This is a genomic window from Streptomyces deserti, assembly GCF_054782695.1.
On sequence record NZ_BAAGRZ010000003.1, the window covers coordinates 96123 to 110174 of the forward strand.

General features: G+C 71.9%; 12 protein-coding genes. 4 read left to right on the forward strand and 8 right to left on the reverse strand.

Translation table 11 applies throughout. From position 1 onward, the window contains the following. Positions 1-51: 51 nt before the first annotated feature. Together ACYVMZ_RS08710 and ACYVMZ_RS08715 are read left to right on the forward strand one after the other, a co-directional pair. Positions 52-1764, forward strand: coding sequence for a sodium/solute symporter (locus ACYVMZ_RS08710; RefSeq protein ID WP_461077319.1), 1713 nt, complete (start codon positions 52-54; stop codon positions 1762-1764). Continuing rightward, a complete protein-coding gene (locus ACYVMZ_RS08715; RefSeq protein ID WP_461077321.1) occupies positions 1761-2966 on the forward strand; it encodes a sensor histidine kinase in 1206 nt (401 codons plus the stop codon). Before ACYVMZ_RS08710 ends, ACYVMZ_RS08715 begins: the two co-directional genes overlap by 4 nt. Before the next feature lie 20 nt (positions 2967-2986). Here the strand turns inward: ACYVMZ_RS08715 and ACYVMZ_RS08720 are convergent, their stop codons facing one another. The 7 genes from ACYVMZ_RS08720 to ACYVMZ_RS08750 form a co-directional block, all read right to left on the reverse strand. Continuing rightward, positions 2987-3121 carry a hypothetical protein gene (locus ACYVMZ_RS08720; protein WP_461077858.1) on the reverse strand — a complete coding sequence of 45 codons (135 nt, stop codon included), beginning with the start codon at positions 3119-3121 and terminating at the stop codon, positions 2987-2989. Positions 3122-3185: 64 nt separating this feature from the next. Then, positions 3186-5174: a serine/threonine-protein kinase gene (locus ACYVMZ_RS08725; RefSeq protein WP_461077323.1), complete on the reverse strand. Its 1989-nt coding sequence runs from the start codon at positions 5172-5174 to the stop codon at positions 3186-3188. Between the two features lie 28 nt (positions 5175-5202). Then, entirely contained in the window at positions 5203-6597 is a 1395-nt protein-coding gene (locus ACYVMZ_RS08730; protein WP_461077325.1) for a DUF6777 domain-containing protein, read from the reverse strand. A 183-nt stretch (positions 6598-6780) separates the two neighbouring features. After that, positions 6781-7731 carry a cytochrome c oxidase assembly protein gene (locus ACYVMZ_RS08735; protein ID WP_461077327.1) on the reverse strand — a complete coding sequence of 317 codons (951 nt, stop codon included), beginning with the start codon at positions 7729-7731 and terminating at the stop codon, positions 6781-6783. Positions 7732-7863: 132 nt separating this feature from the next. Then, positions 7864-8889: a 6-phosphofructokinase gene (locus tag ACYVMZ_RS08740; RefSeq protein WP_461077329.1), complete on the reverse strand. Its 1026-nt coding sequence runs from the start codon at positions 8887-8889 to the stop codon at positions 7864-7866. Between the two features lie 309 nt (positions 8890-9198). Beyond that, entirely contained in the window at positions 9199-9927 is a 729-nt protein-coding gene (locus tag ACYVMZ_RS08745; RefSeq protein WP_461077331.1) for a type 1 glutamine amidotransferase, read from the reverse strand. Between the two features lie 20 nt (positions 9928-9947). Continuing rightward, positions 9948-11186 (reverse strand): DUF1727 domain-containing protein, encoded by a 1239-nt coding sequence (locus tag ACYVMZ_RS08750; protein WP_461077333.1) that lies wholly within the window; start codon positions 11184-11186, stop codon positions 9948-9950. A gap of 149 nt (positions 11187-11335) precedes the next feature. Between ACYVMZ_RS08750 and def the strand changes: the two genes are divergently transcribed. Further along, positions 11336-11875 (forward strand): peptide deformylase, encoded by a 540-nt coding sequence (gene def, locus ACYVMZ_RS08755; protein WP_461077335.1) that lies wholly within the window; start codon positions 11336-11338, stop codon positions 11873-11875. 97 nt (positions 11876-11972) lie between these two features. Here the strand turns inward: def and ACYVMZ_RS08760 are convergent, their stop codons facing one another. Next, the gene (locus ACYVMZ_RS08760) at positions 11973-12614 is read right to left on the reverse strand and encodes a TetR family transcriptional regulator (RefSeq protein WP_461077337.1); all 642 of its coding nucleotides are present in this window, start codon (positions 12612-12614) and stop codon (positions 11973-11975) included. Between the two features lie 171 nt (positions 12615-12785). Between ACYVMZ_RS08760 and ACYVMZ_RS08765 the strand changes: the two genes are divergently transcribed. Beyond that, positions 12786-14012: an acyl-CoA dehydrogenase family protein gene (locus ACYVMZ_RS08765; protein ID WP_461077339.1), complete on the forward strand. Its 1227-nt coding sequence runs from the start codon at positions 12786-12788 to the stop codon at positions 14010-14012. Positions 14013-14052: the final 40 nt, after the last annotated feature.

Genomic DNA, 14052 nt, shown 5'->3' on the forward strand with positions numbered 1-14052 from the left:
CCGAGACCCGATGACGCCGATGCCCGCGCAGCCCCCAGGACCGATGAGCCCGTGAACCCCAGCTACGCCGTCCCCGCCGTCGCCCTCGTCGTCGTGGCGACCGTCCTCGTCGGCGCCTTCGGCCTGCGCATCTCCCGCACCACCTCGGACTTCTACGTCGCCTCCCGCACCGTCGGCCCCCGCCTGAACGCGGCCGCCATCAGCGGCGAGTACCTCTCCGCCGCATCCTTCCTCGGCATCGCCGGCCTGGTCCTGGTCCAGGGCCCCGACATGCTCTGGTACCCGGTCGGCTACACCGCCGGATACCTGCTCCTGCTGCTCTTCGTCGCCGCCCCGCTGCGCCGCTCCGGCGCCTACACCCTCCCCGACTTCGCCGAGGCCCGGCTCGCCTCCCAGGCGGTACGGCGGCTGGCGGGCGCCTTCGTCGTCGGCGTCGGCTGGCTGTATCTGCTGCCCCAGCTGCAGGGCGCCGGGCTGACGCTGACCGTGCTGACCGGGGCGCCCGACTGGCTCGGTGGCGTGATCGTCGCCGTCGTCGTCACCGCCACCGTCGCCGCCGGCGGCATGCGCAGCATCACCTTCGTCCAGGCCTTCCAGTACTGGCTGAAACTCACCGCCCTGCTCGTCCCCGCCCTCTTCCTGATCCTCGCCTGGCAGAGCGACGGCGCCCCCCGCCGCGCCTTCGACGAACCGGCCACCTTCCGCGAACAGCGGGCCGTCCGCGTCGAGGACAGCCTCGACCTGAAACTCGACCAGCCGCTGACCGTCACCGTCAGCGGCACCATCGACGGCCGCACGCACACCGGCACACGGCTCGAACTCCCCGCCGGCACCCACCACATCGAACGCGGCACCCGCCTCACCTTCGCCCAGGGCACCCCCGTCCCCGAGGCCCACCGCGGCAGCGGCGGCGATCTGACGCCCTCCCGGGCCGAGAGCCGCGAGGAACGCCCGCTGTACGCCACGTACGGACTGATCCTCGCGACCTTCCTCGGCACCATGGGCCTGCCGCACGTCGTGGTCCGCTTCTACACCAGCCCGCACGGCGTCGCCGCCCGCCGCACCACCGTCGCCGTGCTCGGCCTGATCGGCGCCTTCTACCTGCTGCCCCCGGTCTACGGCGCCCTCGGCCGCCTGTACGCCCCCGAACTCACCCTCACCGGCGACGCGGACGCCGCCGTCCTGCTGCTGCCCGAGCGGATGATCGGGGGAGTGGGCGGCGACCTGCTGGGCGCGCTGGTCGCCGGGGGCGCCTTCGCCGCGTTCCTGTCCACGGCGTCCGGGCTGACCATGGCCGTGGCGGGCGTGCTCACCCAGGACGTCCTGCCGTCGCGCGGCGTACGGCACTTCCGGCGCGGCACCGCCCTCGCCATGGTCGTCCCGCTCGTGGCGAGCGTCCTGGTCGGCGGACTGCCGGTCGCCGACGCCGTGGGGCTCGCCTTCGCCGTGTCCGCCTCCTCCTTCTGCCCGCTGCTCGTCCTCGGCATCTGGTGGCGGCGGCTCACCCCGCCCGGCGCCGCCGCCGGGATGCTGGTGGGCGGCGGCTCCGCGCTGCTCGCCGTCGCCGCGACCATGGCGGGCTTCCCCGGAAGCGGGGCGCTGCACGCCCTGCTCGCCTGGCCCGCGCTGTGGTCGGTGCCGCTGGGCTTCCTCACCATGATCCTGGTGTCCCTGGCCACCCCGGGCCGGGTGCCGCCCGGCACGGCGGCGGTCCTGGCCCGCTTCCACCTGCCGGAGGAACTGCGCACGGAGGTGCCGGCATGAGCGGCTTCCTGGCGGGCCTGTGCGTCGCCGTCCTCCCGCTGCTGGCCGCGGGATTCTGGCTGGGCCGCCGCACCGCCCGGCCCACCAGCCTCGCCGGACTCGGCACCCCCGTCGAGCACGCCACCTTCGAGACCCTGCACACCGCCACCCTCGCCGCGCCCCCGCTGCGCGCGGGCCTCACGGAGGAGACCGCCCGTAAGTCGGCCCGCAAACTGCGCTCCCTGCTCGGCACCGATGCCCTGTGCCTGACCGACCGCAAGCAGGTCCTGGTCTGGGACGGCGCCGGCGCCCACCACCGCACCGAGATCATGGAACGCCTCGCCGGCCCCCTGGAGACCGGCCGCGGCGAGGCCTTCCGCCTGACCTGCGACACCCCGGACTGCACGGTGCGCTGGGCGGTCGTCACCCCGCTCACCGTCGACGACCGCGTGCACGGCACCCTCATCGCCTGCGCGCCCCGCGAGTCCGCCGTCCTGGTCCGCGCGGCCGGCGAGGTCGCCCGCTGGGTCTCCGTCCAGCTCGAACTGGCCGACCTCGACCAGTCCCGCACCCGCCTCATCGAGGCCGAGATCAAGGCACTGCGGGCCCAGATCTCCCCCCACTTCATCTTCAACTCGCTCGCGGTCATCGCCTCGTTCGTCCGCACCGACCCCGAGCGCGCCCGCGAACTGCTCCTCGAGTTCGCCGACTTCACCCGCTACTCGTTCCGCCGGCACGGCGACTTCACCACCCTCGCCGACGAACTGCACGCCATCGACCACTACTTGGCGCTCGTCCGGGCACGCTTCGGCGACCGCCTCTCCGTCACCCTCCAGATCGCCCCGGAGGTCCTGCCGGTCGCGCTGCCCTTCCTGTGCCTCCAGCCGCTCGTCGAGAACGCCGTCAAGCACGGCCTGGAGGGCAAGGCCGACAAGTGCCACATCCAGATCACCGCCCAGGACGCGGGCGCCGAGGCACTGGTCGTCATCGAGGACGACGGCGCCGGGATGGACCCCGGCCTGCTGCGCCGCATCCTCGCCCGCGAGGTCAGCCCCTCGGGCGGCATAGGGCTCTCGAACGTCGACGACCGGCTCCGCCAGGTGTACGGCGACGACCACGGCCTCGTCATCGAGACCGCGGTGGGCGCGGGCATGAAGATCACCGTCCGGCTGCCCAAGTACCAGCCGGGCGTCCACTCGGCCGGGCGCCTCACCCGGGAGTGAGGGGCACCCGCGAGTGAGCCTCAGCCGCGGCTGGCGATCATGCCCAGGGTGATCAACCCCAGGACCACCCACCCGAACCAGAGCCAGCCGTTGCTGCCGAGCGCCACCGTGTAGGCCGTCACCACGACGAGCCCGCCGATGGTGAGAGCCCCCATGGTCTTCGTTGAACCATTCATAGAACCCGGCGAACCGGACGAACTGGGCATCGCAACACCCTCCTCATGGTTCGGTCCCCTCCATGGTGCCCCCGTTCTGTTTTCTTACGGTGCACACGACGACATGTGTGCCGGTTTTCCAGGGGCCCGCACTGGTCCACGACCCGGCTTCGTAGACGGACGGGTCGAAGCCGTAGTCGCGCGGCGGCACGTCCCGCGCGCACGCCGCGTCCGACTCCGTCCGCGCCTCGGCGAGCGTGACGTCGTCACCCAACCGGGTGAATCCGAGCACCTGCTCGTCGTGCGGCCCGCCGCACGGCACCAGCCGGGCGTCCCGGTTGGTCCGGACGTCCAGACAGTCCCGCCTCTGCATGGTCGAGGTGTCGGCGAACGCCGCTCCGAACCTGCGGCGCTCCCCGAGCGGCCCGTACACCGGCCCGTGCGCGCCCAGCACCAGGCAGGCGGTACGCCGCCCGGCCGCCTCGAACCCCTCCTCGGCCGGTACGACGGCGTGGCTGCGCACATCCGCCAGCCGGTCCCGCAGCTCCCGCGTCAGCTCCTCGCACCGGGCCGGCCCCCGCTCACGCGCGTCGTGCGCCGAGGCGGCCTCGACCACCGCCATCACCTGCCCGTCGGGAGCCTTGTCCCGGCAGGTCGGATCCAAGGTCAGCCGGGGCGTGCCCGTGAAGCGGCTCCCGCCGGGCCAGTCGACGAGCACACAGTCCCCCTCCCGGAGCGGCTCGGCGAGCCCGACGGCCGCGCCGTACGGCGCCGCCGTCCCCTCGCCCGCCCGGTCGGCCAGGGCGTACCAGACGCCGCCGAGGGTGAGGGCCACGCCCAGGCCGCCGGCCAGGGCGGCCCGCAGCGCACGGCGGCGCGGGGTTCGGTGTCCGCCCGGCGAGGCCGGGACGGACCCGAATCCGTCCGGGCCACGCCCGTCTCCGTTCGAGCCGGAAGTGTGCGCGGGCCCCGGTTCCCGCGCGCGCCCGCCTCCGGCCGATCCGGGTGGGGCGAAACCCCCTGGCGTCCGCGCGCGCCCGAATCCGTCCGGTCCGGGCGGCGGGGCAGCCCCGGGCGCCGACGCCGGGGGCTGCCCCGACCCGTGTGCGCCCGAGGAAGAGGCCGTCGCCTCCCAGGGAGACGGCGACCCGGGATCGGTTCGCGTCCGTTCGTACGCCTCGGAGTACGGCGTGACGATCAGCGACAGGGCCGCCTCCGCCTCCGCAGCCGTCATCCGCCGCTCCGGATCCCTCGCGAGCAGCCCCCGCACCACCGGCTCAAGGGCACCGGCCCGCACCGGCGGACGCGGCTCCTCCATCACCGCCGCGGTGATCGCCGCGAGGTGCGACGCTCGCTCGAAGGGGCCGCGGCCCTCGACGCCGTAGTAGAGCGTGCAGCCCAGCGAGAACAGGTCGGCGGCCGGTGTGGGCGGATCCCCCTTGGCGCGCTCCGGCGCCAGATAGCCCGCCGTGCCGATCAGGACGGACGCCATCGTGTACCGCGTCTCGCCGGCGTCCGGCTGCACGGAGATGCCGTAGTCGGTGAGCAGCACGCGTCCGTACGGCGCGCCGGTGCGGTCCGGGGCGAGCAGGATGTTGGCCGGTTTCACGTCCCGGTGCATGACGCCCCGCTCGTGCCCGGCGGTCAGCGCGTCGAGCACGGCGAGGCCGATGCGGGCGCATTCGGCCGGGGCGAGCGGCCCGCGCCGGGCGACCAGATCCCGCAGGTCGACCGCGGCCGCCACGTACTCCATGACGATCCACGGCAGCCCCTCGTGCTCCGGCACGTCGTGCACGGTCACCACATGCGGATGGCCGCGCAGGCCTGCCGCGTGCCGGGCCTCCGCACGGGCCCGGGCGACGCGGGCCTCCCGCTCGTGACCGGCCTCGGCCCCGTCGCGGAAGACGATCTCCTTCAGCGCGACCTCACAGGCCAGTCTCTGGTCGTGCGCGAGCCAGACGTGTCCCATGCCGCCGCTGCCGAGCCGCCGCAGCAGCAGGTAACGGCCGGCGATGACCCGGCCCACTCCCGACGTCGGTGATCCTGAAGACATCCGGTGACTCCCGGGGTCGGCGGGGGCGTCATGCGGTCGCGCTCGGGCCGGTGGCCGGCACGCTGGTCACGGGTGGTGGCGCGCTGCTGGGGACCAGATCCGTGGTGGGTGGACGGGGGGTGGGTGGAGCGGTGGCCGGCGGATCGGCGGTGGGCGGTGAGCTTGTGACCTGCGGGGGAGAGCTCGTGACCTCTGGAGGAGAGCGGGTGACCTCGGGAGGCGAGCCGGTGACTCCCGGCGGCGGGCCGGACCCGGCGGGCGGCGTACTGGTCCGGGGTTCGGCGCTCGACGGAGCAGGCGCGGAGCCGGGCGGTTCTCCCGACCCGGGCGGCGCGGACGACGGTGCCTCACTCGTGGGCCCGGATTCCCCCGGCGCGGACGACGTGGGCCCGGACGACCCGCCCGCCCCGGGATCTCCGGGCGACGAGGGCGGCGGTGACGAGGTCGCCGGATCCTCCACGGGCCGCGACGACTCCGGGCCCGGGGGAGCGGTGGTCGTGCCACCGGACGTCCCACCGGACCTGCCACCGGACGTCCCACCGGACCTGCCACTGGACGTGTCACCGGAGGTGCGACCCCCCGCGTCCGCACTCAGCGTCACATACGCCCCGAACCGCAGCTCGGCCCCCGCCACCGGATCGGACGCGGTGACCCGCGCACCGACCGGCGGCAGCCCCTCCCCGTCGTACGCGACCGCCAGCCCCTCGTCGGCCAGCCGCCTGCTCGCCTCGCCGAATGTCGTCCCCCTGACGTCCGGCACCGCGCGCCGCTGTCGCGTGTCGAAGGCGGAGTCGGCCTCGCCCGTCGTCCCGACGGGCCGCGCGATGCCCCGGTCCGGATCCTCGACGTCGACGAGGGCGAGCCGCTCCAGTTCCCGGGGTGCGGGCCTGACGGCCACCACGGCGGAACGGTCGTATCCCCGCCACTTGTCGTTGCCGCCCCCGAACCTGACCGAGATCCGGCTCGTGTCCCCTTCGAAGGGGCGCAGCGGATTTCCGCACGAGCACTTCACCGCGGGAAGTCCTTGTTCGTCGACCAGAATGGCGATTCCCGCCTGGAGCAGCGCGTGGAAGGGAACAGCCTTTCCCTTTTTGTGGTCGTGGTTCTTCACGAGGGTGTCGTGACGCAGGAGAACCGGGGTGAGCCGGTCGAGATGAACCGGAATCTCGTCCGTTCGAATTTCGCGCGCCTTCGCCCACGCCTGTGCCTTGCGGTGATTCCCGGGAGCGGTGAGGTAGCGCTCCAGCCGGTCGACGTCACAGACCGTCGGCTGCCGCGTCCCGCCGTACAGGCCAGGTGAATCACCCTGTTGCAGACCACCGCGCGCCGGCCGTGACCGCACCACGGCGTCCCGGCCGAGCCCGCTGTTCTCGTCGAAGAAGGGCGCGAGCGAGGGAACGCCCGCGGCGACCGCCTTCACCACGAACAACGGTGCTTCTCTGTCGCACCCGCTGGCCGCCAGAACGAAAACCGACAGGATCGAGAGATTCCGAATCGCTGATTTCCCGACCCTTTGTACGAACGCTTGCACAAGCGCGCGAAGTGTCATCACCGCTCCCCCCGGCGGTTCCCCCGTCGCGCTTCATGCTACTGAAGGCAGGGCCTATCAGCGGCCGCGTGCGTTCAATGAGGCCAAATAGGCGTTGTATGCCTCGAGTTCCTTGTCCCCGTCCCGGTCGGCGGCCCGGTCCTTGCGCCTGGCCTGCCGCTGCTCCGAGGCGTACCACTGGAACAGCAGCGCGATCAGCACCAGCACGGACGGGATCTCGCTGAACGCCCAGGCGATGCCGCCGGCGGCGTTCTGGTCGGAGAGTGCCTCGATGCCGAGCGAGGCGGGCGGGTTCTCGAACGTCTCGACCATCGGTGCGGACGCCATCATCAGCGCGATACCGAAGAACGCGTGGAACGGCATGCCCGCGAACAACTCCAGCATCCGCATCAGGTAGCCCGGCCGGTACGGCCCCGGGTCCACGCCCATGATCGGCCAGAAGAAGACCAGGCCGACGGCGAGGAAGTGCACCATCATCGCGATGTGCCCCGCCTTCGACCCCATCAGGAAGTCGAACAGCGGCGTGAAGTACAGCCCGTACAGGCTCGCGATGAACAGCGGAATGGTGAACGCGGGGTGGGTGACGATCCGCATGTAGCGGCTGTGCAGCAGCATCAGCAGCAGCTCACGGGGCCCTGTGCGGCCGCGGCCCGCCGTCGGCAGCGCGCGCAGCGCCAGCGTGATCGGCGCCCCGAGCAGAATGAGGATCGGCGACACCATGCTGATCACCATGTGCTGCACCATGTGCACGCTGAACATGACCATGCCGTAGTCGTTCAGCTGCGTGCACATCATGAGCCCGATGCTCAGCACGCCGGCGGCGTACGCGACCGTCCGTCCCACCGGCCACTTGTCCCCGCGCCGCGTCAGCCGTACGACCCCCCAGGCGTACAGCGCCAGCCCCATCAGACAGGCGACGAGGAAGAACGGGTCCGCGGACCACTGAAGCCCTCGTCCCAGCGTGAACGGCGGCAGATCCGTCATCATGCCGTGCCCGCTGTGATCCATCCGCCGGCTCCTGATTCGTGGGGGTGTGCGTCGATACGTCCCAGCTGTCTGCGGACAGCTGTTTGTCCGCACCAGAGTAGAACCGCCCCCGGCCGCTGCTGCGACCGGGGGCGACTGAAGCCGACGTACGTCCTACAGCACGCACTCCGCCTCGGTGTACCGGTCCTCCGGCACCGTCTTCAGCGACTCGACGGCCTCCGCCAGCGACACCATCACGATGTCCGTCCCGCGCAGCGCGGTCATCCTCCCGAACTCCCCGCGGTGCACGGCCTCCACGGCGTGCCACCCGAACCGCGTCGCGAGCACCCGGTCGTACGCCGTCGGGGTCCCGCCGCGCTGGACGTGCCCGAGGATCACCGGCCGGGCCTCCTTGCCGAGCCGCCGCTCCAGCTCCACGGAGAGCTGCCGGGCGATCCCGGCGAACCGCTCGTGGCCGTAGATGTCCTTGCCGCCCTCGTCGAACTCCATGGTCCCGGGCTTCGGCTTGGCGCCCTCGGCGGCGACGACGATCGCGAACCGCTTGCCCGCCGAGAACCTCTCGCCGACCTTCGCGGTCAACTCCTCGATGTCGAAGGGCCGCTCGGGCACGACGATGGCGTGCGCGCCGGCCGCCATGCCCGAGTGCAGCGCGATCCAGCCGGTGTGGCGGCCCATGACCTCCACGATCAGCACCCGCTGGTGGGACTCGGCGGTCGTCTTCAGCCGGTCCAGGGCCTCGGTCGCGACGCCGACCGCCGTGTCGAAGCCGAAGGTGACGTCCGTGACCGCTATGTCGTTGTCGATGGTCTTCGGCACGCCGACGATCGGCAGGCCGTTGTCCGACAGCAGCCGGGCCGCCTTCAGCGTGCCCTCACCGCCGATCGGGATGATCGCGTCGAGTCCGAGCTCCTCGACGTGCCCCCTGGCCCGGGTCACGCCGTCCCGCAGGTGCTCGGGACGGACCCGGGAGGAGCCGAGGATGGTGCCGCCGCGGGCGAGGATGCCGCCCACCGCGTCCAGGTCGAGCTTGAGGTAGTCGCACTCCAGGAGGCCCTTCCAGCCGTCCCGGAAGCCGATGACCTCGTCGCCGTGGTCGGCGACGGCACGGTGCACGACGGACCGGATGACGGCGTTCAGGCCGGGGCAGTCGCCGCCGGACGTGAGGACACCAATGCGCATAGCCCGAATAACCTTCTCCACATGGGCACGGGACCGGACCGCGCTGTCCGGCTCGATCCCCGCCACCCTAGCGGCACGAGGGGGCGGGGCCGAACCATGCGTCCGCCTGCTGGACGACCCCGCTCACCTGTGCGGATGAGCCGTCAGACGGGCTGGTGCCAGCAGCTTGACGTGGAGTTTCACGCAGGCTGCCGCGCAGCGGCATTTACGCAGGTTGTTGCGCAACAGCGCCTACGCAGGCTGCCGCGCAACAGCGCCTACGCAGGCTGCCGCGCAACAGCGCCTACGCAGGCTGCCGCGCAACAGCGCCTACGCAGGCTGCTGCGCAGCCGCGATGCGCTCGTTGCGCAGGGCCTCGTACCAACGGTCGTCGGTCGGCGGCAGCGCGTTGACGTCGAGCGCCAGCTTCAGCAGCAGGTCGGCGATCAGCGGGTTGCGGGCCAGCACCGGGCCGTGCATGTACGTACCGAAGACGGTGCCGTTGTACGCGCCCTCCGTGCCGTCGCCCGTGCCGTTGCCGTTGCCCAGGCGCACCCGGGCGAAGGCGCGGGCGGTGGGGCCCAGGTGGGTGACGCCCTGGTGGTTCTCGAAGCCGGTCAGCGGGGGCAGGCCGAGCTGCGGATCGATGTCGGCGAGCACGTCACCGACGCAACGGGCGCCCTCACCGCGCCCGGACACCACGTCCAGCAGCCCGAGCCCCGGCTCGCGCTGGCCGAGGTCGTTGATGAACTCGTGGCCGAGGATCTGGTAGCCGGCGCACACGGAGAAGACGATCGCGCCGTTGTCGACCGCCCGGTGCAGACCACCGTCCCGGCGCAGCCGCTCGGCCGCGAGCCGCTGCGGACGGTCCTCGCCGCCGCCGATCAGGTAGATGTCGCCGGAGGTCGGGATCGGCTGGTCGCTGCGCACGTCGAGCCGGGCCACGTCCAGGCCCCGCTGCCGCGCCCGGCGCTCCACGACGAGGACGTTGCCCTGGTCGCCGTACGTGCTGAGCAGGTCCGGGTAGATCCAGACGACCCGCAGGCTGTTGTCGCTCACAAAAGTCCCCTGAGTGCTTGTCAGTTGCCGACGCGGCGGCGCAGGTCCTGGAACGCGGTGTAGTTGGCGATGACCTCGATGCGGCCCGGCGGGCACATCTGCACGGCTTGGTCGAGGTTCTCGCACACCTGGAACTGCTGGTCGGCGACCTCCAGACGCACCGCCAGGTCCAGCCTCCGGTCGCCGATCACGCAGATCGGGTGGCCGGTCAGGCGCGTGTAGTCCACGTCCCACAGCCAGGAGGTGTCCGTGCCGTCGGCGGACCGCGCGTTCACCGACAGGATCACCGGCGCCGGCGGCGGGTCGATCAGCGAGAAGGTCTCCAGCCACCCGGCCGGGTTCTTCGCCAGCAGCAGGCGCAGGTCACGTCCCTGGAACTGCACGATGTCATAGCGCCCGGCCACCGCCTGCACCTGGTACATGCGCTCCAGCGCGACCTGCGGCGGCACCCCGAAGACGGCGGCGACGGCGGCCGAGCTGGCCGCGTTGGCCTTGTTGGCGCGCCCCGGCAGCTGGAGGTGGATCGGCCAGGCGGACCCGTGCGGATCGAGGACGTAGTCGCCGTTCAGCGCCCAGCTCGGCGTCGGCCGGCGGAAGCCGCACTCGCCGCAGAACCAGTCGTCGCCCGGGCGCTGCATCACGCCACCGCACGACGGGCAGGACCAGGCGTCGTCCTTCCACATCTGCCCGGCGGCGACCCAGATCACGTTGGGGGAGGAGGACGCGGCCCACACCACCAGCGGGTCGTCGCAGTTGGCGACGATGACGGCCTTGGAACCGGCCAGGCCCTCACGCCAGTTCTCGGCCAGCATGCGGGTCTCGGCGGCCCGGTCGAGCTGGTCGCGGGAGAGGTTCAGCAGGGCGATGCACTTCGGCTCGGTGTCCCGGGCGACCCCGGCGAGGTACTTCTCGTCGACCTCGATGACGCCGTACCGGGCGTCCGAACCGCCCGCGAGCGCCGAGGTGATACCGGCGGGCATGTTGGCGCCGAGCGCGTTGGAGACGACCGGGCCCGCGGCCCGCAGCGCCTCGGCGATCAGCCGGGTCGTCGTCGTCTTGCCGTTGGTCGCCGACACCAGGATCACGTCCAGGTTCTGGGCGAGCTTGGCGAGGAGGTCGGGGTCGAGCTTGAGGGCCACCCGGCCACCGATCACCGAACCGCTGCCGCGCCCCGCGGCGCGCGATGCCGCTGCGACCGCCTTGCCCGCGGTCACGGCCAGCTTGGCCCGCGGCGTGAGCGGGTCCGAGTTGCCTGCCATCAGTTCTCGATCCTCCTTGCGTACGCGCCGCGCCTTGAAGCCTGACGGCCACGTGGTGTGGACCTCAGCCTATCGAGATCCATTCGCACTCCCGAACCGTGCCACCACCGTGAGACGAGCGTTGCAGCAAGGACCGTACTCTTGCCGCCATGCGACACGGCCCCATCCCCGGCACCCGAGGCCGCGTGAGACCCCTCACCCTGCTCGGCGACCCGGTCCTGCACACACCCTGCGCGGAGGTCACCGACTTCGGCCCCGAACTCTCCGCACTCGTGGAGGACTTGTTCGCGACCATGTACGCCGCCCAGGGCGTGGGCCTCGCCGCGAACCAGATCGGCGTCCCGTCGCGGGTCTTCGTTTTCGACTGCCCGGACGACGAGGACGTCCGGCATCTCGGACATGTCGTGAACCCGAGGCTGGTGGAGGCGGACGGGGTGGTGCTGCGGGGGCCGGAGGGCTGCCTGTCCCTGCCGGGCCTGGAGGCGGGGACGGAGCGCTACGACCACGCCGTGGTCGAGGGCTTCACGGTGGCTGGGGAGCCGGTCACCGTGCACGGGACGGGATTCTTCGCGAGGTGCCTGCAGCACGAGTGCGATCACCTGGAGGGCCGTATCTACGCGGACCGCCTGACCGGCCGGCGCCACCGCAAGCTCATGCGGCAGGCGGCCCGGGCTTCCTGGCGCCGGTGAGTGCACCGGCCCAAAAGGGGTGCGGGGCTCTATCACTGTGCGGCTCCGCCGCGTGGGCGCGAGCGACCACGAACCACCCGCAGACAGGACACGAGCGTCAGAACCCCGGGCCCCCCATCTTGTCCCCAGCCGCCGCAAGACGCCCCCACAGCAGATCAGCAAGGCTCCGCACCAACTCAGCCCGGGAACAAGGCCGTTCCCCCAGCCACCAGTCCCCGGCGGCGTGCATCATCCCGACGATCCCATGCCCCCACACCCGGGCCAGCCGCTGACTCTCCGGCCCGAGATCCAGCCGCTCCTCGATGACCTGGGCCAGTTCCTCGCCCATCCTGCGGAGCAGCGGCGCGCTGTGCTTCCCGACATCGAACCCCTGATCGCCCTGCGACCCCTCCGCCGGATGCATCAGGAACCGATACACCTGAGGCCGTGCCTCGATCGCGGCGAGGTACGTGTCCAGCGTGGCCTCGACCCGCTCCCGCCGATCCGCGGGGGCGTCCAGCGCCGCCCGCAGCGAGTCCAGCAACGCGTCCGTGTGCCGCTTGGCAAGGGCCGCGTAAAGTCCGCCCTTGTCGCCGAAGTGCCGGTAGAGAATCGGCTTGGTGATGCCGGCCTCCGCCGCGATCGCGTTCATGGAGGCCTGCGGGCCGTCGCGCAGCACCACTCGGTCGGCGGCCTCCAGCAACTCGCGCCGTCGGCGGTCGGCGGACCGCTGCTGATCGGTCCGCTGCGTGGTGTCCATGTGCTCTCCCCACCCGTGCTGATTCGGTGACGCCTGCGCAAACTAGCACTCAACCCGGCCCTTCCATCGAACGGGCTGCCGAGGAGTCATCGGGAGTTGACTTTTCCTACCCGCCAGTAACAGACTGGGTTACCGCAAGTAACACGTACGTGCGTCGCCGCTGGAGGGGACATGGCCGAGTTCACCATGGAGCTCAACGACGAACAGAGGGAAGTCCGGGACTGGCTCCATGGCTTCGCCGCCGATGTGATCCGCCCCGCGGCCGCCGAATGGGACGAGCGCGAGGAGACTCCCTGGCCGGTCATCCAGGAGGCCGCCAAGGTCGGCATCTACTCCCTCGATTTCTACGCCCAGCAGTACTTCGACTCCACGGGCCTCGGCATCCCCATGACGATGGAGGAGCTGTTCTGGGGAGACGCCGGTATAGCCCTGTCGATCGTCGGCACCGGCCTGGCCGCCGTCGGCGTCCTCGCCAACGGCACCGAGGAGCAGATCGGCACCTGGATCCCCCAGATGTACGGCGACGCCAACGATGTCAAGGTCGCCGCGTTCTGCTCCTCCGAGCCCGACGCCGGCTCGGACGTGGCCTCCATGCGTACGCGTGCCGTGTACGACGAGGCCAAGGACGAGTGGGTGATCAACGGCACGAAGACCTGGGCGACCAACGGCGGTATCGCCAACGTGCACGTCGTGGTCGCGGTCGTCGACCCCGAGCTCGGCTCCAAGGGCCACGCCTCCTTCATCGTCCCGCCGAACACGCCGGGACTGTCGCAGGGGCAGAAGTTCAAGAAGCACGGTATCCGCGCCTCGCACACCGCCGAGGTGATTCTGGACAACGTGCGCGTGCCCGGCTCCTGCCTGCTCGGCGGCAAGGAGAAGCTGGACGAGCGCCTGGCCCGCGCCCGCGAGAGGGCGAAGAAGGGCGGCGAGCGCGTCAAGAACGCCGCGATGGCCACGTTCGAGGCCTCCCGCCCGGCGGTCGGCGCCATGGCGGTCGGCACGGCCCGGGCGGCGTACGAGGTCGCCCTCGACTACGCCAGGACGCGGGAGCAGTTCGGCCGGCCGATCATCGACAACCAGGGGGTGGCCTTCCAGCTCGCCGACATGCGCACCCAGATCGACGCCGCCCGCCTGCTCGTCTGGCGCGCCTCCTGGATGGCGATCAGCGGCAGGCCGTTCACGGCGGCCGAGGGCTCGATGTCCAAGCTCTTCGCGAGCGAGACGGCGAAGAAGGTCACGGCCCAGGCGATCCAGATCCTCGGCGGCAACGGCTACACCCGGGAGTACCCGGTGGAGCGCATGCACCGCGACGCCGCGATCTACACGATCTTCGAGGGCACGAGCGAGATCCAGCGCCTGGTGATCGCGCGGACGCTTTCGGGTATGCCGATTCGGTAGCGCCGCAGGGGGCGCGGCAGGGGGCGCGGCGCGCCCGTTG